Raw genomic sequence first — 23,766 nt, 5'->3', positions numbered from 1 at the left:
AGCCTTCTGTGACGGCGCCCCCTATCGTCGAAGCGCTCGCGGTATCGGCGACTTCGTTGACCTCTACGTCTTCGAGATGCGGCAGCAGCCTGCCGACGACCTCAGTACACCATCACCCGACGATTGATCACTGCGAGCAGCGATCACCTTCACGGGACAGAACCCATTACTCGCGAGCACGGCCAGGCTGGCCTACCAGCGATCGGTGTGCGACCCAACGGCCGGTCAGCGAAGAGCACGTCAATGCGGCGTCGGGCAACGGAGACCAGGGCGGCGACGTGGTGCTTTCCTTCGCGTCGTTTCGGAGGTCCTGCGACAGGGGGCCGGGTGCCTCTGCCGCGGGACGGCTGCCGGAGGGATCGTTGAGGAAGGAGGTGTGGCCCCGCCCCGAGGGAGTACAACGATGAAAGGTCTGTCGACCTTTCTTTAGGGCCCTCGGTCGACGGACAACGATGATGAACAGGCTGCGTACCGAGGTCGGCGCCGGGATGCCCTCACTCCTGTCCCCGGCGGTCATTGCCGAGTGCGTCCGGACCGCGACCGCCGCGCCATCGTTGCACAACAGCCAGCCATGGTTCTTCCGCATCCGTGACGGCGCCGTCGAGGTGTATGCCGATCGCCGCCGCAAGCTGGACGTGGTCGATCCGGCCGGCCGTGAAATGATCATCAGCGTGGGAGCGGCGGTCTTCACGCTGCGCCTGGCCGTTCGGCGGGAGGGCTTTCTGCCCGAGGTGGAGTCCTTCCCGGACGCCGCTGACCCCGACTTCGTGGCGCGGGTGAGCATCGGACCGGCCTGCGCGCCCAGTGCGGCCGAGGAGGCGCTCGCCGCAGCCATCGAGCGTCGGCACACCAACCGGTGGCCGTTCACCCAGCAGGTCGTCCCGTCTCCGGTTCTCGGGGACCTCAGGGACGCCGCACGGGATGAAGGCACCGCGCTGACGGTCGCGGATGCCGCCGCGCGCGACACGATCGTCCGGCTCTCCCGCCTGGCCGGTCGCCGGCTGCGTGCCAGGGGCGGCTACCACGCCGAGACCTCTCACTGGACCGCGCGGGGTGCGGGCCGCAGCGACGGTGTGCCGATCACCGCAATCGGGCCGTGGGATGTGCTCGAAACGGTGCCGACCCGCGACTTCGGGCTGTTGAGGCCGCAGCCGCCGACCATCGGCCGGTTCGAGCCGTACCCGACGATGCTCGTCCTCAGCACGAGGGGTGATGATCGCGCTGAGTGGCTGCGCGCCGGGCAGGCGCTGCAGCGGGTGTTGCTGGCGGCGACGGACCAGAACCTCGTCACCACTCCGGTCAGCCAGCCTGTCGAGGTGCCCGGGATCCGCCGGCGGCTCACCGCCACCGATGACGGAAGGTGGGCGCAGATGATGATCCGGGTGGGATACGGCCGTCCGGCGGCGGCGACGCCCCGGCGCCCGCTGTCGGAGGTGCTGCTGAGCGCATGACGCGGCCGATCGAACCTGCCTGGTCCTAGAGAGGACGGGTGGCACTGATGAATGCCGTTGCTGAGCAATGGCCCATCCCTGTCGTGGCACTGGTCTGCTCGGCCGGTGGGCTGGACGCGCTCTACCGCATCCTGGCGAAACTGCCGAGCACCTTCCCGGCGGCCGTGATCGTGCTGCGCCATCAAGATCCGCGAGGCCGTAGTCTGCTGGCCCCGCTGCTGCGCGGCCGAACGACGCTCCAGGTCGACACCGCCCGGGACGGGGAGCGCATCTCTGCGGGCCGGGTCTTCGTGGCCCCGGCGGGCCGGCACACCCTGATCACGCCGGACGGGCGGATCGCTCTGATCGTCTCCGGTGACCGTCCGCCGTACCGGCCGTCCGCGGACCTGCTGTTCACCAGCATGGCTCTCAGCGCGGGCCGCCGGTCGATCGCTGTCGTGCTGTCGGGTCACGGCAACGACGGCGCGACCGGGGCCACGGCGGTCCACCGCTGTGGAGGCATGGTGGTGGCCAGTGACAAGGCCACCTCGACCGTCTTCGCGATGCCCTGCGCGACCATCGAACGGGGCGGGATCGTCGATCATGTAGTGCCGGTGGACGACATCGCCCCGCTGCTCACGACGATCGTCGCCGCCGACGACGTCGAGTCAGCCACCGCCGCGTAGCGACGGTTGTCCCGGCTGTACGAGGACGTCGTCCACGTCGCGGCGTGGTGTGGGACGGCCGGGGTCGCCGTATCCGATGCGCAGCGTCATCTGCGGTGTCCCGGACCGGCGCAAGGAGATGCGCAGATGCTCGCGAGCAGCGGGTACCTCGATCGGCTGCGAGATCATGGAACAGGCCAGGCCGGCATCGGTGACCGTCAGCAGGACCCGTTGCAGGGCATGGCCGGCGATCAGATGGTCGGTGGGTCCGTCGCCCGCCACGCCGAGGACCGCCACCAGCGGTTCGGGTTCGAAGTCGCGGCCAGGGGCGCGGCGCCGGTCCGTGAAGGCGCGCTGGGGTAGGAGGTCCTGCGGTTCGACGACCGGCGCTCCGGCTGTCGCCGGCACCCCGTCCGCCGCCGCGTCGGCATGCGTCCAGCCTGCCAGTTCCGCCTGGTATTCCGGGTTACGCCGGAGGACGCGGTCGGCGCTCTGGGCGATCTCGGCGAAGCCGCTCAGGGCCGTCATGCCGACAAGCAGGTCGAGCCATGCACCCTCGGTGCGGGCGGCCTCGATCAGCGCGTGCCGAATGTCGGAGGGAACGGGTTCGGGCCGAAACGGCCGGCGGTTGCTGTGGCGGCGGGGGATCGCCGAGTAGAGGTCCTGCTCGGCGTAGGTGGCCGGGCGCGGCCTGGCGGGTGTGAGGCGGGCGAGGACCTGCGGTTCGGCGGGGTAGGGCCGCCATCGCACGTCGGCCGGGGTGCCGGCGACGGCCAGGGCGATCCGTGCGTTGAAGGTGGCGGCGCCGCAGGCGATCCGGACCGCCCAGCCGGTGCTGTCGGCGATCGCCTGCTGCCTGGCGGGGTCGCTGAGGATCTCGATGCCGCCGTCGTGGAGCCGGAACCGCCAGGGTTGGCTGTTGTGCAGGGACGGTGCGCGGACGGCCGCGACCGCGGCGACACGCAGAGCCGTGGCTTCGTATGACGTGCTCACAGCAGTAGTCCTTCCCCGGTCGCGGAGGGTCACAAGTCGTCGATCTCGATCACATCGGCGGCCCGGCGTCGTGGGGCCGGTGGCAGATCGTCGTCGGTGGTGTCGCGGTAGCCGAGCCGGACCACGACGTAGGGCTCGCCGACGTCGGCCAGTAGATCGGTGAGCAGCCGCCGGGGCCATTCGACCTCGATGGTGTCGCTCAGCGGCGCGGTGGCCAGGCCGTCCGCGGTGGCGGCCAGCAGCAGGGCTGACAACGCCTCACCGCCACGGAGCAGGTCTTCCGGGCGGTCGCTGGTGCCGAAGAGCACCGTGTACGCGGCGCCCAGGTCGAAACCGTCACCGGCGGCCAGCCCTGCGGTGCCGTCCGGGGCGTAGTCGCGGATCGGGACGCGCCGGGGAGAACGCTGCACGGCAGTCGATGCGGGTACGCCGTCGCCGGTGCTCTCCGGGCGGTGCGTCCATCGCCACAGCTCCTCCCGATACGCCGGATCGTCGGTCTCGGCGTCGGCGGCGCGGCTCGTGGAGGTCGCCAGCATCGGCATCTGGTCGCGGCGTACGACGTGCAGGTACGCGCCTTCGGCCTCGACGATTCGGCGTAGCTGCGTCATGACCTCGTCCGGCACGGGCCGCTCCCCGAAGGAACGGCGATCGGTGCGCCGGTGGGGGATCGCCGCGGCCATGCGCTCGCTGTCCGGGTCGGCGGCTACGGTGCCGGTTCACGCGCCTGCCTGGTCAGGGCCGAAGGTCCTGCGCCGCGACATCCGCTCTGCTGATCGACCGTGAACCCGGCGGGGCCGCAACGCTGGATCACCCGGCGCGGTGGCGGCTCCGGGGTGCAGGTCAGATGAGCCAGCGGTGGTGCTGTACGAACGGCAGGCTGCTCCACCAGCGGCCCAGTCCCCAGGTATGGCCGGCGTAGGTGAGGGTCAGGACGATGGCGCTGATGGCGTACATGTAGTGGTAGTCGGTGATGGGGTTGGTGGAGCCGCTGGGTTTGCCGCTGCTGGTGTGCTGGGCCAGGGGATATTCGGCGAACCACATGAACGCCATCATGAGCGTCGCGGCCCCGGCGGCGAGGCGCATGCCGATGCCGAGGGTCAGCGCGAGGCCGATGCCGAGCAGTCCGAGCATGAACAGCCAGTTCGCCCAGGGGTCGCCGGCGATGGCATGAGCCGTGCCTTCGAAGGGTCCGATGTCGACCGAGGACAGGAAGCCCTTGGTGGGGGACCCGCCGTTGATCCAGGCGCGTTCAGCAGGGGTTGCGTAGCCCCAGCCGAAGGTCTTGTCGAGGAACGCCCAGAGGAACACGAATCCCAGGGAGATGCGGAACACGGCCAACGCTCGGGCCGCTGCCGTGGTGAGCATGACGCCGGGTGCTTCGGCGTTCTCGAGGTGGGCTGCCGCTCCGCGGTTGATGGTCGTCATGATGTACTCCTCTGTCGATGTCTTCGTGCCGACTCTGCTCCCTCGCGGCGGTGAACACCCGGGCCTGAACGCCCGACAGGACCGGGACGAAAGTCCCGATCGATGGGCCGAACCGGGACCTCCGGCCGTACCGCCACGGCCGACCGGCCCTACATCCCGGCGCCGGCGTGATCGAGCCTGGGGCCATGACTGGATCTGCTGCACGAGTGATCATCGGCTTCGACGGCTCGCCCGCGGCGAGCGCCGCGATCGATGTCGGGGCGAAACTGTTTCCTGGCGCGCAGGCATGGATCGTTCACCTGTGGGAGCCTCCGTTCGCCAGCGAGACGCTGCGCCGGCGGCTCTGGAGCGGGACGGCGAACGTCGACGAGTACGTCGAAGCGGTCGAGCGTGAGGGGGCTCGGGAGGCCGAGCGCGTCGCCGCTGTCGGGGTCACCCTGGCCGCGGCCGCCGGCTGGCGGGCCGAGGCGATGGTGGAGCGCGGCTACGGCGGTGACGGAGTCCAGTTCGCGCAGCTGGCCGAGAAGCTCGACGCCGACGTGGTCGTGGTCGCCTCCCGCGGGCTCGGCGGCACCCGGGCCGTGCTCGGCAGCGTGTCGGACATGGTGGTGCACTATGCCCAGCGGCCGGTCCTCGTGGTGCCACACCCGCTGCTGACCGCGGAGTCCGCCGCCGTCGCCGACGGGCCAGTCGTGACCGGCTGGGACGGCTCCTCGGACGCGGAAGCCGCCCTGACCGCGGCCCGTGCGCTGTTCGGTGATCGCGAGATCGAGCCAGTCGCCGTGGAAGACCGCGGAGGGCCGCATCCCGAAACCGCCGGCGACACGGTGACGGTGCTGCACCATGACGGCATGCTGCGCCGATCCGGCCGTGCGATCGCCGGCGCGTTGACCGCGTACGCCCGTACCCGGCATGCCGCGGTCCTGGCCGTCGGCTCGCGGGGCCGCTCCGCGGTCGAGGAAATGCTGCTGGGCTCCGTGGCCATGGCGAGCCTGCACCAGGCCCACCGGCCGGTCCTGATCGTGCACCGCGCGGGAGGGTCTCCGGCGTAGCCGCCCACGCAGCGCCGGACGGCGGCGGCGCCGTCGACGTACAGCCGCGCCGGATAGTCGGGTGCTTCGGTCATGGTGAACGGTGGATACCTGTCGGGCTGGGTGGGACCCCGTCGCTGGCCGTGGCCGTGGTGGCGGTGATCCTGCTGAACGCCGCTTTCGCCTTCGCGCAGGAGAGGCAGGCGGAGCTGGCCGTGGAGGCGCTCGCCGCCTACCTGCCGGCGACCGCCGGGGGTGCTGCGTGACGGCGTGCCCACCGACGTGCCCGCCCGGGAACTGGTGCCCGGCGATGTCGTCATCGTCGGCGAAGGCGACCGGATCTCCGCCGACGCCCGGCTGATCGACGGCGAATTGACGGTGGACATGTCGGCGCTCAACGGCGAACCGGTGCCGGCCATGCGAGCCGCTGACGCCGAGGCGGTACCGGGCCCGCTGCTGGAGGCGCGAGAGCTGGTCTTCAGCGGGACCGCGTGCACCGCGGGGCAGGCGCACGCCGTGGTGACCCGTACCGGGATGCACACCGAGATCGGCCGGATCGCGGTGCTGTCGCAGCGGGGACGCACCGAGCCGAGCCCCTTGGAGCGTCAGGTCCGTCGGGCGACCTGGATCATCGCGGCAGTGGCTGTGGCGACCTGCTGGCTGACCGAGCCGAGCAGCAGGCCGGCGAAGCCGCCCCGGCCTCGGCTGCCGACCACCAGCAGGTCTGCGTCGCGGGACACCTCGAGCAGCCGCGGTGCGGCGTTTCGGATGAGGATCTCGGTCTGGATCGAGACATCGGGACGCGGCCCGCCGGGCCCGGTTCGCCGCGGCGGCCACGACCGTTTCCGCGAGCCGGCGGGCGATGTCGACGTACTCGCTGCCGATGTCGAAGCGCGCCTCCTGCCAGTCCCAGTCGAAGGCGTGAATGATCCGTAGTGGCAGGCGACGTCGGCAGGACTCCTGAGCAGCCCAGTCGACGGCGGCGTCGCTCGAGTCGGTGCCGTCGGTACCGACGACGAGGGCCCTGTTCGTCATGGCCGATCCTCTCTGGTCCCTGCTCTCATCCTCAGACCTGTCGATGCCCGGCGGCCGGGTGGCAGGTCCTGTTCCGGCGGGCCGGAGGTGCCGGCCCGACGGTCCTCAACGGCGTGCGAGGCGCAGGGCCGCGCCGGGAATCACGGCCACCGCCGCGCAGGCGACGAGTTCCGGGAGGGTGAGCGGTTCGGTGCCCAGCAAGGACTGCAGCGGGGGCAGCACGACACCGGCGACCTGGAGCAGGGCGGAGACTGCGACCGCGCCGAGCAGCGACCAGTTGCGCGGGGTGCCGGCTTCGGCCTTGGCACGCACGGCGAGGGCGACGCCGAGCTGGGCCAGGCCGAGCACGACGAACATGACGGACTGCCAGGGGCGCCCGGCGTGGTCGGCGATCACGCCGGAGGCCAGCACTACGGCGGCGAGGCAGAGGCCCCCGGCCACGATGCTGGCGAGCAGGCCGTCGCCGAGCACGGATTCCTGCGGTGAGCGGGGCTTGCGGCGTAGGACGTCGGCCTCCGCCGGCTCAGCGCCCAGGGCAACTCCGGGGATGCCATGGGTGAGCAGGTTGATCCAGAGCAGTTGAGCGGGCAGCAAAGCGAGCGGCATACCGAGCAGCGGACCGATCAGCATCACCAGCAGTTCGGCGATGCCGCCGGAGAGCGCGTACCGCAGGAAGCGGCGGATGTTGTCGTAGATGCGGCGTCCTTCGCCGATCGCGTCGGCCACGGTGGCGAGGTTGTCGTCGACCAGGACCAGGTCGGCGGCCTGGCGGGCGACCTCGGTGCCGCCACCCATGGCGACGCCGATGTCGGCGCGGCGCAGCGCGGGTGCGTCGTTGACGCCGTCGCCGGTCATCGCCACCACCTCACCGCGCTGCTGGAGGCCGGCGATGATGTCCAGCTTTTGGTCGGGTTGCGTGCGGGCGTACACCCGGGTGTGCGCGATGTCCTCGGTGTTGAGCGGGCCCGCGTCGCCGACGGCGACGCGGTCGCCGGATCCCAGGATCCCCAGCTGGGTGCCGATGGCGCCGGCGGTGGCCGGGTGATCTCCGGTGATCAGGAGCAGCCGTACGCCCGAGCGGTCGAACGCCGCGGCCGTGTCGCGGGCGCCGGGGCGCAGCGGATCGCCGATACCGACCAGGCCGGCGACGCGCAACCCCGGCGGTGCCGTCGGGTCCGGCTCCGTCTCGCTGACCGCGGCGGCGACGGCCAGCACGCGCAGGCCCTCGCCGGCCAGTTCGGCGGCAGCGCCGAGGAGTGCGGCGTCGGTGTCCGGATCCAGGACACTCTCCGGCGCGCCTTTGCACGCCGCGAGGAAGCCGCCGGCGCCGAGCTGGTGAACGGTGGTCATGCGCCGGGTGCTCTGGTCGAAGGGATGTTCGGCGATGCGCGGCGCGGCGGCGCGCTCGGTGGCCGGGTCGAGCCCGCAGCGCGCCGCGAAGGTCACCAGGGCGACCTCCAGCGGATCACCCGCGGGCTGCCACTCGGTGCGCTGACCGCTGGGCGGGACAAGGCTGGCGTCGTTGCACAGCAGCCCCGCCCGGGCCAGCAGAATCAGGTCTTCGGGCGGTTCCACCTGCTGTCCCTGATGTCGGACCTCTCCGGCGGGGTCATAGCCGGATCCCGTGAGCGTGTAGTCCATGCCGTCGGCGGTGATGGCCTGCTGGACCGACATGCGGTTCTGGGTGAGGGTGCCGGTCTTGTCGGAGGCGAGCACGGTGACGGAGCCGAGGGTCTCCACGGCATGCAGTCGGCGGGGGATCGCCCGGGTGCGGGCCATGCGGCGGGCGCCCAGCGCGAGGGCGAGGGTCACCACCGCCGGCAGGCTCTCCGGTACGGCGGCGACGACGAGGCTGACCGCGGTGATCGCCATGCGGGTGAGGGGTTGACCGGCGAGTACGCCGAGGGAGAAGACGACGGCGGACACGGCGACGGCCGTGATGCCGAGGACGCGGCCCGGACTCGCGATGCGCCGCTGCAGGGGCGTCGGCGCCGGCTTGGTCCGGGCGACCAGAGCGGTGATCCGGCCGAGTGAGCTGTCCGCGCCGGTGCGCGTGACCAGGCCGGTCGCGCGTCCGGTGGTCAGCACCGTCCCGGAACCAGCCTCTTCGCCCGAGAGCCGGTGCACGGGCACGGACTCGCCGGTCAGCGCCGACTCGTCGAAGCTCGTCCGCTGGGCGTCGGCGAGCCGCAGGTCGGCCGGGACGACGTCGCCGGCCTCCAGGCGGACGAGGTCTCCGCGGACCAGTTCCGCGGCCGGAATGATCCGGTCGTGTCCGTCGCGGACGACCCGGGCGGTGGGGGCGGCGAGCTGGTCGAGTGCGGCGATCGCGGCATCGGCGCGGATCTCCTGGACCACACCGATCAGAGTGTTGATGGTGACGACCAGGACGATGACGACCGTGTCCGGAACGTCGCCGAGGACCGTGGTCACGACGGCGGCGGCCAGCAGGAGTGCGACCAGCGGGTCGGCCAGTTGCCTGCCGATCCGGCCGAGGATGCGGCGGGGCGCCGGCGCGGCCACCGTGTTGGGGCCGTTCGCCGCCAGGCGTTCGGCCGCTTCCTCGGTGGTCAGTCCGCCCGTGGCCGGGACGACTGTGGTTTCCACGGGTGGTCCTTCCGTCGGAGTCGCCTCCACGCTGCGGCAGCAAGGGCCCGCCCGACAGGGCCGAAGGGCCCGGTTTGCCGAGGCATCGTCACGACATCGGGTGCGCGCCGTGGGGACCGTTCACAGCGGGTCCGCTTCGCGCTGGTCGAGCGGGACGACGGCGACCGGGCACGGCGCCTCGGTCGCCACGGTCAGGGGAACGTCGCCGGTGCGAGCCCGGCCGACGGCGCCGCGGCGCTTGTCGCCGACCACCAGCAGCCGCGCGCCGAGACCGGCGCGGACCAGGCAGTCGACCACGCGACCGTGCAGCACGGCGCGCCGGACCGGCACCGTTGGGCACTTGAGGGCCCACGGCTCCGTTTCGGCAGCCAGCAGCTCGAGAGCGGCCGGTTCGACGGCGAAGTGGGTGGACAGGGTGACGTCGTCGGAGAAATAGTCGTCCCGGCTCGCCTCGGACACGCGGACTGCGGCGAGTGGCAGGCGGTGGGTGGCGGCATGATGGAACGCGAACTCCATGGCGGTCCGGCCCGCGGCGGTACCGTCCACACCGATCACCACATGACCGGTGAGCGGTGAGCCGTGAGGCGATCGAGTCTCCGGACGGACGGCCACGACAGGGCAGTGTGCGTGCCGCAGCACCCGGCGTACCGTCCTGCCGCCTACTCCGGCGCCGATGACGAGCAGGCGGACGCCGGTTGACGCGTCGACCAGCCGGGCCGCCGGCTCACCGCTGCGGATCCGCAGGGCGACCCGCTGCCCGCCGAGGCGCGTCTGCGTCGTCGTGTAGGCGCGGGCCAGAGGCGGATCGAAGAGCTCCACCTCGGCCGGAGTCGGGATCTCGGCTGCCTTGTCCAGCGGTGAGCCGGGCGCGCAGACGTGCAGTAGCACGAGCCTGTCGCCGGTTCGCTCGGCCTCCTCGGTGGCCCAGGCCAGCGCCTGCCATCCGCAGGCGCCGCCGATACCCACTGCGATCGAACGGCCCATCGTGATCACCTACCCCGCTGAGATGATGATCCGGCGCGGGACACCGCACGGCGCGGCGGACATCGGCTCGCGATCGGTACGGAAGCGGTGTCGAACGGTTCGGTGTGGGCGGCCTGCACGAGCGGTGTCATGGTGGGAACCTCCGTATGGTGCCTCACCACAGTGCCGCGCCCCGGCCGCTCCGGTCAGAGCCGAAGGTCCCCCTTCAGCCGCCGATGGGCACCCGCCAGGTCAGCATGGTTCCGGTGCCGTCCGGACGCGGAGCGATGTGGAACGTGCCGCCCAGACCGTGGGCTCGTTCACCGAGATTGACGAGGCCCCCGCGGGCGAGGGCCGGGTCGAAGCCGATGCCGTCGTCCTCGACGCACAGGACGCCCTCGCCGTCGGCGGCTCGCAGCGAGATCCGGGCGGTGGACGCTTGGGCGTGCCGGGCGAGGTTGGACAACGCCTCGCGTAGAACGGCCATCAATTGCGGCTGGATCTCGTCGGGGATCGCACTGTCCACCGGGCCGGAGGTGTCCAACGTGGGCCGGAAGCCCAGTGCCTTGGACGCGGCCTCCACCGCCTCGTGCAACTCGGCGCGCAGGGACGCGCCCATGGGAGCGCGCAGCTCGAAGATGGAGCGGCGGATGTCGCGGATGGTGGCGTCGAGGTCGTCGACGGCAGCGTTGACCCGCTTGGCGACTTCCGGCTTCGCCGTCTGGAGTACCGCCCCCTGCAACTGCATGCCGGTGGCGAACAGCCGTTGGATGACCACGTCGTGCAGGTCTCGGGCGATGCGTTCGCGGTCCTCGAGGACGGCGAGCTGTTGGCGTTCCTCCTGGGCCCGGGCGCGCTCGAGCGCCAGCGCGGCCTGGCCGGCGAAGGTCGACAGTTGCACAGCGTCCTCGTCGCTGGGCGGCTGCCCGGCGGGTTGAGTCACGATGAGCACGCCGTGCAGGGTGTCGGCGGCCGTGAGGGGCACCGCCATCGCCGGGCACTCGGGAACGGGGCCGGGCCAGTCGACGGCAGCGTGAAGATTCGGCAGGGTGCGGTGCTTGTCCCGCCCGAACTCCGCCGCCACCGCCTGGTTCACGGGGACGAGCTTGCCCACGAGGTCGTCGACCGCCGGGTGTGGGCCGTCGGCGACGTCGATGGTGTAGCGGGCGTTCTCCTCGTCGTACAGCATCACCATGACCAGCTCGGCACCGGAGACCTCCCGAGCCCGGCGGGCGATCAACCGCAGCGCCTCGGTGCGCCGGACCGTGCCCACCAGGACGCCGGTGATCTCCGCGGTGGCGGCGAGCCAGCGTTCCCGGCGCCGTGCGAGCTCGTACAGCCGGGCATTGTCGATGGCCACGCCGGCCGCGGCGGCGAGGGCGACCACGATCTCCTCGTCGTCCTCGCTGAACTGGTCCGCGCCCTGTTTCTCGGCCAGGTAGAGGTTGCCGAAGATCTGGTCGCGGATGCGGACGGGGACACCGAGGAAGCTGTGCATCGGCGGATGGTTCGGCGGAAAACCATAGGAATCGGGGTGTTCGGTGATGTCCGGCAGGCGCACCGGGCGCGGGTCGGTGATGAGCAGACCCAGCACACCCCGACCGTGTGGCAGATCTCCGATCTTCGCGTGGGTCTCGGCATCGATGCCGTGGGTGATGAAGTCGATCAAGTCGGTGCGATCGGCGCCGATGACGCCGAGGGCGCCGTACCGGGCGCCGGCCAGCGCGCAGGCGGCCTCGACGATGCGTTGCAGGGTGCTGCGCAGGTCCAGGTCGGTGCCGATCCCCACCACGGCATCGAGCAGAGAGCGCAGTCTCTCCCGGCTGGTCATCACGTCGCCGACCCGGTCGAGCATCTCCTGCAGGAGCTCGTCGAGCCGGACACGCGAGAGCGGGCCGAGACCCAGCGACGGCGAGCTGATCCGATCTTCCCCCGGGGCTCGTTCCGCCATGCTCGCCAGGCTAACCCTCAATTGTTTCTCGCGAAACGGGCAATATCCGGTGACCTCCGGCCCTGCTGCGGCGGGGCATCGGCGATCTACCGTGAGTGATAGAGCAGGAAGCGCGAGATGAAAACTCCGGCGTGTCGAGATGAGGCGTGATGTCGTGACGGTGGCGGAGGACTGCACCTACGACGAAGTGGTGCGGTTGTTGACCGGTCACCGGGTGAGTGCGCTGCCGGTGGTCGACCGGTTCGGACACGTGCGGGGAGTCGTGTCCGAAGCGGACCTGCTGCCGAGGCTGGAGGCCCCCACCGGATGAGCCTCACCCGCGGTGGCCGCCGCCGGCGCGCCAAGGCAGCCGGCCCGACCGCGCGGGAGTTGAGGACCGTGCCGGCTGCGCTGGCCCTGCCGTCGCTGTCGGTCTCGAAGCCGCGGCACAGCGCATGCTGGCGGCCGGTGTCAGACGGCTTCCGGTGGAGGACGAGCTCGGCCGGCTGGTCGGCATCGTCACGCGCAGTGACCTCTCAGGACCACATTCGACATCCGGTCGTGGCGGCCGGACGCTCGGGATGGGCCTTTTGGTCCCTACGGCTCGTCGGTGGGACACGGTAGGAAGGGGAGATGATTCGGGTATTTCTGCTCGACGACCATGAAGTGGTCCGTCGCGGTCTGGTCGATCTGCTGGAAGTGGACGGTGACATCGAGGTGATCGGTGAGTCCGGCCTCGCCCAGGAGGCGATCCGGCGCATTCCCGCGCTGCGTCCCGATGTGGCGATCCTCGACGCGCGCCTGCCCGACGGTAACGGCATCGACGTGTGTCGTGACGTGCGTGCGGTGGACTCGTCGATCAAGGGTTTGATCCTCACGTCGTACGAGGACGACGAGGCCCTGTTCGCTGCGATCATGGCAGGCGCATCCGGGTATGTGCTCAAGCAGATCCGCGGCACCGACCTCGTGGACGCCGTGCGGCGGGTCGCGTCGGGCCAGTCCCTGCTCGACCCCGCGGTCACCCAGCGGGTGCTGGAGCGCATCCGGCATGGCGTGGAACAGCCGCGGGAATTCGCGTCGTTGACCGAGCAGGAGCGCCGGATCCTGGAATTCATCGCGGAGGGATTGACCAACCGCGAGATCGCCGGCCGGATGCTGCTCGCTGAGAAGACGGTGAAGAACTACGTCTCCAGCCTGCTGGCCAAGCTCGGCCTGGAACGGCGCACGCAGGCGGCGGTGCTCGCGACCCGCCTGCTCGGCGAGCATCCACACTGAGACCTGAACTCAGTAAACGGTGAAGCCGCGATCGCGGAACTGTCCACGTACCCCGCTGCAGCGAAGCGGACGGTCGGCGCCAGCCGTCCGGTGTGGGTCACCTGCCGGTAGGTGTGCGGATCGCCGGGACCGGGAGCGGCCGGGCAGGGCCGGAGGTCCGGACGGTTGGAGCCGTCCGGAACCTCCAGGTGCGGGCGCGATCTCTCGTCGGCCCCAGGGGTGTGGTCAGGGGACGAGCACGAGCCGGGACGCACCGCCGGCCAGCGGTGTGCAGCCGGAACACCTCGGCAGCACCTCCGGATCGGCGGCGAGCACGACGGCGACGTCCGCCCCGCCGACGAAGCAGCTGAGGTGCGGCAGGCTCTGTCCCGCGTCCTCACCGGCGCCGGCCACCATATCGTCACCGCCGCCGACCACTCCACCACCCTGCAACTCGCCCGCAGCTCACCACCCGACCTGGTCATCCTCGACATGTGCTCACCTCGCCTGCAAGGCGTCAGCCTGTGCCGCGCGCTCCGCCGTGATCCGGGCACCGCCACCACGGCCGTCATCCTGATCTCGGCCTGCGCACTACCGGCGGCTTCGAGCCCGGCATGGCCGCTGGCGCCGACGACTACCTGCTCAAACCCTTCCACAGCGCCGACCTGCTCGCCCACACCCACGCCCTGCTCAGGCGACCCCGGCCCGCCATCGTCAAACCAGACTTCACTGTCTGACTAGGACCAGTACCGCGCCGCCCCCGAAGGCGCGGTGCTCAAACGCGGCTGCGTCGCGGCGACGTCCGGCGAGCCTGACCGCCAGGCTGTCGGTCGGGGCTCAGGCAGCCCCCCATCGGTCGTTGGCCAGGTTGCACGGGTAGGTGCGGCGCTCGATCAGCTACTGGCGCTCGGTGGTGGCGGGCGGGTTCTGTGGAGGTCAAGTCCGTTGATTTCATGACGAGGACGAATCAGACGCATCGAGAGATGAAAAGACCCTATAGTCGGTGAAAGTCGAATCGGCTGCAAGGCCGCGATTGAGTGAGATTGAGCTAGCCAATTCATCATGATCAGTACAGAAGTCGACTTTGTCGCCATTCAAGGTGAATGGGCGCACGGCGCGGAGCCGGTAGTCACACCGGATGCGATCGGCCTTTAAGTATGTTCAAAATTAGTCTCTGCGCCTGGTTGTCTGCTCATGGACACGGTCAGTAGTCATTTGTTGCGTTCTGCTATTTCGTGCAGCCGTACGGCCGTCGTTTGCCCTCTGTCTCTCGAGCGGCTGGGAAGTTCCCTGATCTTCGCGCTCCAGAGTTCCGCTCGCTGGGATGGGTCGTGCAGTCCACGCGGGCCATGGATCCCGTGACGTGTGACGGAGCGGTGGAAGGGTGATCCGCGACGCCGCCGCTGTGGGGTGAAAGTGCCTCACGCTGGTGCGGTGGCGGCGGGCAGCGGGATCGGGCTACCGGTCGTCACCCGTCACCGCGCGTGCGTGGCCATCTGCGCAAGATCGAGGCTTCCGCAAGCCAGTCCAGATTTATCTCAGAGCACGCTGTTAAATAAGCCGAAACATTGACGACATGCATCACGCGACTTATCGTCCTGCTGAGAGAGCGCTCTCACGGCCGATGCACCGGACCACAGTGGAGGCGTGATGCAGATATCCGTCCGACGTGCGAAAGCCGGGGATCCCGGCCATCCGACGTCTCGCAGCTTTGCCGGCAGGGCACTCGTCCTGACCGTCGTCGCCTCCGTCGCAGCCGGGCTCGCGGCGGTGGCCGTCGCCACCACCGCCGACGCGGTCACGGTGGGCGCGGGCAGCCACACCGAGATCCTGCCCGCCGGCGCCGCGCTGCCCACCGGCTGCGGCACACTGTCCACCAACCCCCGGCAGTTCGTGACCGCCGACGCGCCGGCCGGCCCTGTGCCGACCAACGACTGGTGGTCGTCGCTGGTGTTCAAGAAGTTCGACTGCAGCTACAGCGAGAACCTGCACGCCCACCCGATCAGCTACGACACCACCGCGGGCGGGCTGGGATTCTCCTACAACACCACGCCGCAGATCAGCGGATCGGCCACCGGCGTCGGTGAATACCACTACGTCTACGCCGAGGACTTCACCGCCGGCGTCTCCGGCATGAACGCGCCGAAGGTGCTCGTCGACGACTGGAGCGACTGGACGGTCACCCCGTACTGGAGCGACGGCGCCCGCACCATGACGGCCACCATCGGGCACGGCCTGCCCTTCGCCTATTTCCAGATCACCGGCGGCAACGCTCAGATCACCGCGAAGAGCACCCCGACCGTCTGGTCCCACAGCGGCGCGAGCATCGGGTATTCCGTCGCGGGCAACGACTACGTGGCGTACGCCCCCACCGGCGCCACCTGGTCGGTCAGCGGCAACGTCATCAGCTCCAGCCTGGCGGGCAAGGGTTACTTCTCCGTCGCCGCGCTGCCCACCACGCCCGAGACCGCCACCGCGGAGAAGGCCAGCCTGGCGACCTCCTACGGCCGGTACGCGCACAACCATGTCACCGGCACCAAGCTGTCCTACTCGTACGACCAGGCGGCCAGCCGGGTGTCGACCACCTACAAGTACGACACCACCGCACGTGAGAGCGGCGCCACCGGCACGGTCATCGGTCTGTATCCCCACCAGTGGCGGGCACTGACCGGCGCCACCCCGATCGCACAGACCTACGTGAGCGCCCGCGGGGCGATGAAAACACTGGTCGGTAGGTCCTCGTACACAACCTCCGCGGTCTTCTCGGGCGTGCTGCCGGAGATCCCGGCGGTGGCCGACAGCAGCGGCGCCGACCTCCTCACGCTCAACGGGTACCTGGACGAGATCAAGGGCAACCCGATGGACGCGCGCGGCAACGACACCTATTGGACCGGCAAGGGCCTCGGCCGCGCCGCACGGATCGCCGAAATCGCCGACCAGCTCGGCCGCACCGAGGTGCGCGACGCCGCGCTCGGCGCCATCCGCGAGCGGCTCACCGACTGGTTCACCGCCTCCCCGGGCAAGACTCAGCGGGTGTTCTACTACGACCGCAACTGGGGCACCCTGATCGGATACCCCGCGTCGTACGGCTCCGACCAGGAACTCAACGATCACCACTTCCACTACGGATACTTCATCGCCGCGGCGGCCACACTGGCCAAGTTCGACCCGGCCTGGGCGTCGAACGCCCGCTACGGCGGCATGATCGATCTGCTGATCCGCGACGCGAACAACTACGACCGCTCCGACAACCGGTTCCCGTATCTGCGTGACTTCGACATCTACGCCGGCCACGATTGGGCGGCCGGGCACGGCGCCTTCTTCGCCGGCAACAACCAGGAGTCCTCGTCCGAGGGCATGAACTTCGCCAACGCGCTGATCCAGTGGGGGCAGGCGACCGGCAACACCACGGTCCGCGACGCCGGCATCTTCATCTGGACCACCCAATCCGCCGCGATCAACGAGTACTGGTTCGACGTCCATGACGAGAACTTCCCCGAGGCGTTCGGCCACGGCACGGTGGGCATGGTGTGGGGCGACGGCGGGGCGTACACCACCTGGTTCACCGCAGCGCCCGAGATGATCCAGGGCATCAACATGCTGCCGATCACCGGTGGACATCTCTACCTCGGCAACGATCCCGCGTATGTGCGATCCAACTACGCCGAGGTCGTACGCAACGCCGGCCACGAACCGACCGTCTGGCAGGACATCCTCTGGTCGTTCCTGGCCCTCGGCGACGGCGAGGCGGCACTGGCCAAGTTCCGCGCGAAGAGCGGCTACACCCCGGAGGAGGGCGAGAGCAAGGCACACACCTTCCACTGGATCCGCAACCTGGCCGCCCTCGGCACCACCGACACCTCGGTCACCGCGAACCACCCCCTGGCCCGGGTGTTCGTCAAGAACGGCGTCAAGACGTACGTGGCGTCCAACATCACCGCAAAGCCGCTGACAGTCACCTTCTCCGACGGCCGCACCCTCACCGCGGCGGCCGGCAAGACCGCCACCGTCGGCGCGCTCACCTGGAGCGGCGGCAACGCCACCGGCGGCGGCGCCGACCCGTCCCCGACCGGCACCACCCCCACGCCGACCGACCCGACCAGCAGTCCCACGCCCACACCGACGGTCACCACGGACCCGACGCCCACGCCGACGGTCACCACCGATCCGACGCCGACCCCGACCACCCCGGGCGGCGCGATCCGCTTCCTGCAAACCGGCGGAGCCCTGGCCGCAGCGGCCGGGGCCGCCGGGACGCTGACCGTACCGAAGGCCACAGACGTTCCGGACAACCAACCGCACGACCCGGTGATCTTCACCGCCACCGGTCTCAACCTCACCCACGAGGCCGACGAGCCGACCACCTTCGACCTGGCAGTGGACGCCGACACCACGGTCGGCAACGCCGCCCAGGTGCGGATCTCGTACGACCTGACCGGTGACGGCAGCTTCGAGCGGGTCGAGACCTACCGCTACTTCGCCACCGACGCGGTCCCCGGCTGGGAAGGCTACCGGGAAACCGCCGGCCTGGCCGCGGCCGCCGGCACCATGGGCGACCTGGAGAACGGCGCCGTCCAGGTGGAAATCTGGAGCCCCATCGGCTCCGGCCCGTCCACCGTCTCGCTCGGCAGCCTGTCCACGGTGCACCTGCCATACCGGTGAGCTGACCGGCACCGCTGACGACCGAGCAGCGCCGCATGGCTCGTGCCATGCGGCGCTGCCGCGTTGCGGAGGGCCGCGCCGCGCCGTGCTGCCGCGGGGGTGTCGCGGGCGTGCTGTAGGCCGTCGAATCAGGATCGCGCCGAGGGCTATGTCTAGGCACAGCAGTGCCGAAAGTGCCGCAGCTTCGAGTCGATCGTCCCCGCCATTTACAATCCGCGAGACTCCGCACAATACGGCGCGAGAAGGCGATGCGCCGGGCCCTTCGGCCCATCAAATGCGCGACGGTGCGACGGTAGGACCCGCCGCCGCAGTGTGCAGAACCCCTGTTCGCGGTGCGGTGACGCGCGTGCGCACGCCCGCCGAAGCAGTGTTCATATTTGTAGTGTCGCCGCCAGGCTGCGTTCTATTCCGTCCTCCGGTCGGTGGGCATGTCAGCGAAGCCTTTGGGTGTGTTCGTGCTGCGCGGCGGGAAGGTCGCCTGGCGTCCCGCGATCGACGTCAACCGGGTCATTCTCGGCGGCTAGTGCGCTGTCCATGAACGTTCACCGGGTCTGAGCGGTCAGGCGGCTTTGGTGCGGGGTCGGCCCCAACGCTGTTGGCGTTCGCTGCGGACGCGGGCTCGTTCACGGCGTTGAGCGGCAAGGACGTCGGGGTGGCGGGCGTTGGCGTTGCGCCAGCGCAGATACCTCTGCAGCTCGCGGGTCTGGACGGTGTGGTTCGGGTGGTTCGAACCGGCCATCGTGAACGTTCGGAGCGGCCCGAACTGCGCCTCGATCGGGTTCGCCCAGGACGTGCTGGTGGGGGTCAGGCAGAGCTCGACCTTGTTCCGGGCAGCCCAATCTCGGATGGTCGGGGTCTTGTTCGCCGACAAGTTGTCCATGATGACGTAGATCGGTGCCCCGTCCGGCCGCGCGGCCCGGATCGATTTGAGCGCGGACAGGGTGTGGTCTGCGCCCTTGCGGCGGCGAACCACACCCCAGAGCTGATCGTCAGCGAAGCTGTAACAGCCGTGGAAGTAGCGGATCCCGTGCGTGCGCGTGTAGGTCGCCGGTAGCCGGTCCGGACGCTTGCGCTTCTGCCAGGTGGTGCCATGGTGCGGGCGGATCGACAACGGCCCGAACTGGTCGAACGCGAAACACCGCTGCGGGAACTGTGTGGTGACCCGCTCAATGCGATCGAGTTTCGTGTCGAAGTCCGGATCCGTGGATTCCTTCCACGTCCTCGTGCGCTGCCAGCTGACGTCGTTGGCGCGCAGCAACTGCCGCAGCCGTTCCCGGCCGCAGACCACCCGCCGATCAGCGTCTCGGGCAAGATAGTCGGCGAGTTTCCGCAGGCTCCAGCGGGTGAACGGGCGTCCGAGTTTGCTCGGGCGCGTGGTGGCCGTCGCGACGATGAACGCCTCATCGTCGTCATTGATCCGGCGGGGACGGCCTCCCGCCCACTGAGGGTCCAACGCGCGAAGACCCATCTCATTGAACAGATGGATCACGTCGCGGACGGTGTCCTCGTGCGCCGCCACGAGACGAGCGATCGACACCACCGGCGTCCCCGAAGCCGACGCCATGATGATCAGCGCCCGTCGCACCCGAACCGAGTCGTGCTTACCGCGCCGCACCAGTTGCTGCAGTCTGCGGCCCTCATCCTGCGTCAACCGCCGTGCCCGAACCGGCTCGGCCAACCCGCTCACCCACTCTCAACGGCGAACATCACCGCCGTCGAGAGTGATCCCCCCAGCCCCATACCGCCCGGACGCCACACGGCGTGTCACCAACCCGGTGAACGTTCATGGACAGCGCACTAGTGTGCTGCGCCGGAAATTCGCCTACAAAATCGGGCGAGTGATTCGAGGATCTCTTCGGCGGTCTTGGTCCAGATGAACGGTCGCGGATTGCTGTTCCAGTCGGCGATCCAGGACCGGATGTCGGCTTCCAGGGCCTGGACGCTGTTGTGGGTGCCGCGGCGGATCTTCTGGTCGGCGAGGAAGCCGAACCAGCGTTCGACCTGGTTGATCCAGGACGAGCCGGTCGGGGTGAAGTGCATGTGGAAGCGGGGATGTTTCGTCAGCCAGGCCCGGATGGCGGGGGTTTTGTGGGTGCCGTAGTTGTCGCAGATCAGGTGCACGTCCAGGTCGGCCGGGACGGTCTTGTCGATGGTGATCAGGAACTGTTTGAACTCGGTCGCGCGGTGCTGGCGGTGCAGTTCGCTGATGACGGTGCCGTCGGCGGTGTCGAACGCGGCGAACAGGCTGGTGATGCCGTTGCGGTGGTAGTCGTGGGTGCGGCGTTCGGGCATGCCGGGCATCATCGGCAGGACCGGCTGGGAGCGGTTGAGGGCCTGGATCTGGGACTTCTCGTCCACGCACAGCACCACGGCTCGTTCGGGCGGATGATGGTAGAGGCCGACGACGTCGACGACTTTCTCGATGAACTGCGGGTCGGTGGACAGTTTGAACGTCTCAGCCCGGTGCGGCTTGAGGCCGAAGTCGCGCCAGATCCGGCCGATCGTCGACTTCGACAGCCCGGACTTCTCCGCCATCGACGCGCGTGACCAGTGAGTGGCGTTACGCGGTGTCTGTTCCAGGGTGGCGACGACGACTTCTTCGACCTTGTCCAGGGCGATCGACGGCGGCCGGCCCGGACGTTGTTCATCGATCAAACCGTCGAGACGTTCGGCCAGGAACCGCCGCCGCCACTTACCCGCAGTGGACAGGTGTACGCCCAGAGCCGTTGCTACATCAGTGTTCGCGGCACCTTCGGCGCACGCCAGGATGATCCTCGATCGCACAGCGAGGGCCTGCGAAGACTTCGCCCGACGCGACCACCGGGTCAACGTCGCGCGTTCCTCATCGGTCAACACCAGCGGTGCAGTCGGGCGCCCGGTACGTGCCATCAACCCACCCTACACCGACTTATCAGGCGAATTTCCGGCGCAGCACACTAGATGGTCGCCGTCACGGCGTTGCTCCTGGCACGCGCCCTGGTCCAAGCTCGCACCGGTAAGCCTCGGCACGGCAGGTGGATACGGCCGAAAGCCAAGCGACCCCGTCGGCTCGGCCTGAGCCGCCGGCGTGCCCGGACGTCGCAAATCTCTGGCCGCGCACAGTAAGTCGAGCGACCCATTCCGCGAAGGGTTGCTGAACACGGTCCCACTGCGAGTTCCCTCGCAGCGGGACCGTGGCTCACCGCAGTTGGCGCGGTCTACCTGCGTGGGTTTCCGTGTTCTTCGACGAGCCGGCGTGCGCGCAGGATTCTTGCCCACCACGGCCGATCTACTACCGGGGCCGCACGCAGCGGGGGACGGGAGGTGCGCTTCAGGCTGATCCAGCCGCCCGGTCCCATGGTGACCGTGCCGATCGCGGGGCGCCGCCGCAACGCCAGGCCGATCGACGCGCCGACGGTGGCGGTGGCGGCGGTGATCAGGGCGGCCATCGCGACGGCGGTGGCGTCCACTGCGGGCACGAATCTCGTTCCGCGCGCGTCGGTGACGTAGGCGCCGATCTCGCGGTCACCGTGGCGAACCGGGATGACGTCGGTCCCTGGCAAGGTCTGGCTCCGCTGGTCGATTGCAGTGATCATGACAGCCTCCTCGCGGCTGTGCGGGTTACGGAGACGCGGTTCCCTCCGATGAATCTGACCTGCAGGGGGCCGCGCTCCCTTCTCGTTGGTAGCCCGGCCAACGTCCCGGCCTGTAGGGCCGGACGTCCCTATTCGTCGGGGCGCAGCGCGACGAGTGTGAGGGCGAGGACGTCGAAGGAAGGGAGCCGGTCATGAAGGGGCTCGTGTACGGCGGGTCGGGTATCCGCTCGTGGGCGGACGTTGCCGACGCGCGGATCCAGGATCCGCGGGACGCGATCATCCGGGTGGACGCCGTCACCATCTGCGGCACCGACCTGCACATCCTCGGCGGGGACGTGCCCGAGGTCGAGGCCGGGCGGGTGCTCGGGCACGAGGCCGTCGGCACGGTCGTCGAGACCGGCGGTGCGGTGGCCGGCCTGCGGGCGGGTGATCGAGTGCTCGCCTCCTGCATCTCCGCGTGCGGGATCTGCCGCTACTGCCGGGAGGGCGCGTACGGGCAGTGCCGGGGCGGCGGTGGCTGGATTCTCGGCCACACCATCGACGGCGTGCAGTCCGAGTACGCCCGGATCCCGTTCGCGGACCTGTCCACGTAGGTGCGGACACCACGGTGCTGGCCGGGCCGGAGGTCCCTGCCAACATCGTGCGTGCCCTGACCGGCGGGCTCGGCGCCGACGTGGCGATGGAAGCGGTCGGCACACCGCACACCTTCGAGCTCTGCGCGTCGCTGGTGCGGCCCGGTGGCCGGGTCGCCAACATCGGGGTCCACGGCAAGCCGGCCACGCTGCACCTGGAAGACCTGTGGATCCGCAACATCACCATCACCACCGGCCTGGTTGACACCTTCTCGACGCCGAAACTGCTGGACATGATCGTCGCCGGCCGACTCGACCTCGGCCACATGGTCACCCACCGGTTCCGCCTCGACGAGTTCGAGCATGCCTACAACGTCTTCGCCGATCCGGTGCACTCCGGCGCGCTCAAGGTGGTGTTGTCGCGATGAAGCCTCGCATGTTGATGGCCGCCGCCGGTGTGCTGGCGGCGGCCGTGGCGCTGTCGGCTCCGGCCCGGCGCCGTTACCTCACCTGGGGAGCCACGCCCGAGGAGGCGGCCGGGCCACTGCCCGGAGACGACCTGCTGCCCGGCGCCACGCTGATCTCCACCCGGGCGGTCACGGTCGATGCCGAGCCGGGCGCGGTCTGGCCGTGGCTGGTCCAGATGGGCAGCGGCCGCGGCGGCGCGTACACGTACGACTGGATCGAGAACCTGTTCGGGCTCGACATGCACAGCGCCGACGAGATCCTGCCGCAGTTCCAGCATCTGGCCGTCGGCGATGTCCTGCCGCTGGGCCCGAACGGACCGCACATGCGGGTGGAAGTCTGTGATCCTGAGCGGACGCTGGTCTTCCGCTCCACCGATAGCGCCTGGGTGTGGATATTCGCCCTCCGTGCCGATCGGCGAGGGACGCGGCTGATCAGCCGTAACCGGATCACGTCGCCCGGTGCGGGTCGTGCCCGCCGGTTCCTCTACGAGGTGGTGATGTCGCCCGGCAGCCTCGTCATGGAACGCCGGATGCTGCTGGGTATCAAGCAGCGTGCAGAGGGGCTGGGCCGCTCCGCAGAACCGGTGACTGTCGGGAGGCGGGGATGAAGACCTGGACCGTGGACGACGTGATGACCAAGCGAGTCGTGTCCGTAGGGCGGACCACCTCCTACCGCAGTGCCCACCGCGACGCCGATCGCCGCCGCGGCCCGCATCATGCACGCCCAAGGGGTGAAGCGGCTTCCTGTGGTGGACGATCGGGGCCGGCTCGCCGGCATCGTGACGCGCGGTGATCTGTTGAAGGTGCACCTACGGCCTGACGACGAGATTCGCGCGGACGTCATCTCCTGCATCCAGTCGGGGGAGACACCATCCGTGCGGGTGCAGGTGAGCATCGGCGTGGTGACGCTGGCGGGGCGGGTCGAGCGCTGGTCGACCGCGGATCTGACCGGACGGCTCACCCGTCAGGTCCCCGGGGTCGTCCAGGTCGTCGGGGTCGTCCAGGTCGTCGACGAGCTGGCCTACGGCTTCGACGACCGCGACATCTTCACTTCCGGCCTGGCCTACGGTGGGGCGTGAGGGCCGAACGTCCCGTGAACCGCGTCGTCCGGCCCTGGGACCGCTGTTCGCGGCGGCCCTAGGGTCGGGACGACACCA

22 protein-coding genes and 5 pseudogenes are annotated in these 23,766 nt (G+C 69.9%); 15 read left to right on the top strand and 12 right to left on the bottom strand.

Going from position 1 to position 23,766, the window contains the following annotated elements; genetic code table 11:
- Positions 1-455: 455 nt before the first annotated feature.
- Complete coding sequence (locus tag EDD30_RS04970) at positions 456-1,451, top strand: Acg family FMN-binding oxidoreductase (protein WP_244945121.1); 996 nt, start codon at positions 456-458, stop codon at positions 1,449-1,451.
- 47 nt (positions 1,452-1,498) lie between these two features.
- Positions 1,499-2,116 (top strand): chemotaxis protein CheB, encoded by a 618-nt coding sequence (locus EDD30_RS04965; RefSeq protein WP_071803894.1) that lies wholly within the window; start codon positions 1,499-1,501, stop codon positions 2,114-2,116.
- Here the strand turns inward: EDD30_RS04965 and EDD30_RS04960 are convergent.
- The 3 genes from EDD30_RS04960 to EDD30_RS04950 form a co-directional block, all read right to left on the bottom strand.
- Positions 2,099-3,088: an Acg family FMN-binding oxidoreductase gene (locus tag EDD30_RS04960; protein WP_071803895.1), complete on the bottom strand. Its 990-nt coding sequence runs from the start codon at positions 3,086-3,088 to the stop codon at positions 2,099-2,101. The two genes, EDD30_RS04965 and EDD30_RS04960, sit on opposite strands and share 18 nt — an antisense overlap.
- 29 nt (positions 3,089-3,117) lie before the next feature.
- Complete coding sequence (locus EDD30_RS04955; protein WP_211277712.1) at positions 3,118-3,711, bottom strand: hypothetical protein; 594 nt, start codon at positions 3,709-3,711, stop codon at positions 3,118-3,120.
- Positions 3,712-3,928: 217 nt separating this feature from the next.
- A complete protein-coding gene (locus EDD30_RS04950) occupies positions 3,929-4,513 on the bottom strand; it encodes a DoxX family membrane protein (protein WP_071803896.1) in 585 nt (194 codons plus the stop codon).
- A gap of 185 nt (positions 4,514-4,698) precedes the next feature.
- On the opposite strand from EDD30_RS04950, the gene EDD30_RS04945 reads away from it, so the two are divergent.
- Positions 4,699-5,565 carry a universal stress protein gene (locus tag EDD30_RS04945; protein WP_071803897.1) on the top strand — a complete coding sequence of 289 codons (867 nt, stop codon included), beginning with the start codon at positions 4,699-4,701 and terminating at the stop codon, positions 5,563-5,565.
- Positions 5,566-5,799: 234 nt separating this feature from the next.
- Positions 5,800-6,051, top strand: a pseudogene (locus EDD30_RS40355) (P-type ATPase actuator domain-containing protein); the annotation flags it as partial.
- A gap of 98 nt (positions 6,052-6,149) precedes the next feature.
- Here EDD30_RS40355 and EDD30_RS40350 read toward each other — a convergent pair.
- The 5 genes and pseudogenes from EDD30_RS40350 to EDD30_RS04915 form a co-directional block, all read right to left on the bottom strand.
- On the bottom strand, positions 6,150-6,284 hold the full coding sequence (locus EDD30_RS40350; protein ID WP_244945561.1) for a universal stress protein: 135 nt from the start codon (positions 6,282-6,284) through the stop codon (positions 6,150-6,152).
- A 130-nt stretch (positions 6,285-6,414) separates the two neighbouring features.
- Positions 6,415-6,579: pseudogene (locus EDD30_RS41750) on the bottom strand (universal stress protein); the annotation flags it as partial.
- A 105-nt stretch (positions 6,580-6,684) separates the two neighbouring features.
- Entirely contained in the window at positions 6,685-9,186 is a 2,502-nt protein-coding gene (locus EDD30_RS04925; protein WP_123678076.1) for a cation-translocating P-type ATPase, read from the bottom strand.
- Between the two features lie 120 nt (positions 9,187-9,306).
- Positions 9,307-10,170, bottom strand: coding sequence for a universal stress protein (locus tag EDD30_RS04920; RefSeq protein ID WP_143162827.1), 864 nt, complete (start codon positions 10,168-10,170; stop codon positions 9,307-9,309).
- A 205-nt stretch (positions 10,171-10,375) separates the two neighbouring features.
- Positions 10,376-12,100, bottom strand: coding sequence for a GAF domain-containing sensor histidine kinase (locus EDD30_RS04915; protein WP_071807340.1), 1,725 nt, complete (start codon positions 12,098-12,100; stop codon positions 10,376-10,378).
- Between the two features lie 139 nt (positions 12,101-12,239).
- On the opposite strand from EDD30_RS04915, the gene EDD30_RS04910 reads away from it, so the two are divergent.
- The 3 genes and pseudogenes from EDD30_RS04910 (at position 12,240) to EDD30_RS04900 (ending at position 13,354) form a co-directional block, all read left to right on the top strand.
- A complete protein-coding gene (locus tag EDD30_RS04910) occupies positions 12,240-12,410 on the top strand; it encodes a CBS domain-containing protein (protein WP_084556686.1) in 171 nt (56 codons plus the stop codon).
- A 115-nt stretch (positions 12,411-12,525) separates the two neighbouring features.
- A pseudogene (locus tag EDD30_RS04905) lies at positions 12,526-12,744 on the top strand (CBS domain-containing protein); the annotation flags it as partial.
- The gene (locus EDD30_RS04900) at positions 12,713-13,354 is read left to right on the top strand and encodes a response regulator (RefSeq protein WP_071807338.1); all 642 of its coding nucleotides are present in this window, start codon (positions 12,713-12,715) and stop codon (positions 13,352-13,354) included. The pseudogene EDD30_RS04905 and the gene EDD30_RS04900, both read left to right, overlap by 32 nt.
- A 225-nt stretch (positions 13,355-13,579) precedes the next feature.
- Here the strand turns inward: EDD30_RS04900 and EDD30_RS38760 are convergent, their stop codons facing one another.
- Positions 13,580-13,750, bottom strand: a complete 171-nt coding sequence (locus EDD30_RS38760) for a hypothetical protein (protein ID WP_170047458.1) — start codon at positions 13,748-13,750, stop codon at positions 13,580-13,582.
- On the opposite strand from EDD30_RS38760, the pseudogene EDD30_RS41945 reads away from it, so the two are divergent.
- The 3 genes and pseudogenes from EDD30_RS41945 to EDD30_RS04890 all read left to right on the top strand — a co-directional run.
- Positions 13,706-13,858, top strand: a pseudogene (locus tag EDD30_RS41945) (response regulator); the annotation flags it as partial. The gene EDD30_RS38760 and the pseudogene EDD30_RS41945 sit on opposite strands and share 45 nt — an antisense overlap.
- Before the next feature lie 89 nt (positions 13,859-13,947).
- Positions 13,948-14,070, top strand: a complete 123-nt coding sequence (locus EDD30_RS41380; protein ID WP_280526129.1) for a hypothetical protein — start codon at positions 13,948-13,950, stop codon at positions 14,068-14,070.
- Positions 14,071-14,983: 913 nt separating this feature from the next.
- Positions 14,984-17,995, top strand: a complete 3,012-nt coding sequence (locus tag EDD30_RS04890) for a glycosyl hydrolase (protein WP_211277884.1) — start codon at positions 14,984-14,986, stop codon at positions 17,993-17,995.
- Positions 17,996-18,554: 559 nt separating this feature from the next.
- Here EDD30_RS04890 and EDD30_RS04880 read toward each other — a convergent pair.
- The 3 genes from EDD30_RS04880 to EDD30_RS04870 all read right to left on the bottom strand — a co-directional run bounded on the left by EDD30_RS04880 (position 18,555) and on the right by EDD30_RS04870 (position 21,570).
- On the bottom strand, positions 18,555-19,673 hold the full coding sequence (locus EDD30_RS04880) for an IS630 family transposase (RefSeq protein ID WP_071809189.1): 1,119 nt from the start codon (positions 19,671-19,673) through the stop codon (positions 18,555-18,557).
- 119 nt (positions 19,674-19,792) lie between these two features.
- Complete coding sequence (locus EDD30_RS04875) at positions 19,793-20,884, bottom strand: IS630 family transposase (protein ID WP_123678074.1); 1,092 nt, start codon at positions 20,882-20,884, stop codon at positions 19,793-19,795.
- Positions 20,885-21,192: 308 nt separating this feature from the next.
- On the bottom strand, positions 21,193-21,570 hold the full coding sequence (locus EDD30_RS04870; protein ID WP_071807562.1) for a hypothetical protein: 378 nt from the start codon (positions 21,568-21,570) through the stop codon (positions 21,193-21,195).
- 191 nt (positions 21,571-21,761) lie between these two features.
- On the opposite strand from EDD30_RS04870, the gene EDD30_RS40345 reads away from it, so the two are divergent.
- The 5 genes and pseudogenes from EDD30_RS40345 to EDD30_RS04855 all read left to right on the top strand — a co-directional run bounded on the left by EDD30_RS40345 (position 21,762) and on the right by EDD30_RS04855 (position 23,688).
- Positions 21,762-22,163 (top strand): alcohol dehydrogenase catalytic domain-containing protein, encoded by a 402-nt coding sequence (locus tag EDD30_RS40345; RefSeq protein WP_244945120.1) that lies wholly within the window; start codon positions 21,762-21,764, stop codon positions 22,161-22,163.
- 14 nt (positions 22,164-22,177) lie between these two features.
- Positions 22,178-22,570, top strand: a complete 393-nt coding sequence (locus EDD30_RS40340; RefSeq protein WP_244945119.1) for a zinc-binding dehydrogenase — start codon at positions 22,178-22,180, stop codon at positions 22,568-22,570.
- Positions 22,567-23,217, top strand: a complete 651-nt coding sequence (locus tag EDD30_RS04860; protein WP_071807561.1) for a hypothetical protein — start codon at positions 22,567-22,569, stop codon at positions 23,215-23,217. The genes EDD30_RS40340 and EDD30_RS04860 overlap by 4 nt, the downstream gene beginning before the upstream one ends.
- A 66-nt stretch (positions 23,218-23,283) precedes the next feature.
- Positions 23,284-23,403 (top strand): annotated as a pseudogene (locus tag EDD30_RS41745) (CBS domain-containing protein); the annotation flags it as partial.
- Entirely contained in the window at positions 23,389-23,688 is a 300-nt protein-coding gene (locus EDD30_RS04855; RefSeq protein WP_342353757.1) for a BON domain-containing protein, read from the top strand. The pseudogene EDD30_RS41745 and the gene EDD30_RS04855, both read left to right, overlap by 15 nt.
- Positions 23,689-23,766: the final 78 nt, after the last annotated feature.

Source organism: Couchioplanes caeruleus (genome assembly GCF_003751945.1).
In the GTDB taxonomy this organism is placed as follows: domain Bacteria; phylum Actinomycetota; class Actinomycetes; order Mycobacteriales; family Micromonosporaceae; genus Actinoplanes; species Actinoplanes caeruleus.
This window is presented reverse-complemented; position numbering and strand designations above follow the sequence as displayed.